We start from the raw sequence: 270 nt of genomic DNA, 5'->3' as shown, positions 1-270 counted from the left end.
CTACAGCGTTCATTATGCGGCCCTCTGTTCTTCAACGCGCTCGATGCCAGCAACTTCGATACCGGCGCGAACCGCACGGTTGGCAAGCTGCTCGACAAGAGCTTTCATTTCGGGGCGATCTTTCAGGGCAACCAAAGCCTTGTCGTAATCAACGATCCGGGCAGAGACGAAAGTGCGAAGGCTGACCTTTGCCCCAGTGCGACCAGCTTGCGCATTTGTGGCCTGTGCGGCCTTTTCACGCTCGGCAGCTTCTGCCTTTAGCTGTTCGGC

General features: G+C 57.4%; 1 protein-coding gene. It reads left to right on the top strand.

Annotated elements, in window-relative coordinates; genetic code table 11:
• Window positions 1–261, top strand: a 261-nt coding sequence (locus tag R0J92_RS23225; RefSeq protein WP_411053410.1) for a hypothetical protein, incomplete at its 5' end; no start/stop codon positions are given.
• Window positions 262–270: the final 9 nt, after the last annotated feature.

Source organism: Tritonibacter sp. SIMBA_163 (assembly GCF_046535935.1).
GTDB lineage: Bacteria > Pseudomonadota > Alphaproteobacteria > Rhodobacterales > Rhodobacteraceae > Epibacterium > Epibacterium scottomollicae.
This window is presented reverse-complemented; position numbering and strand designations above follow the sequence as displayed.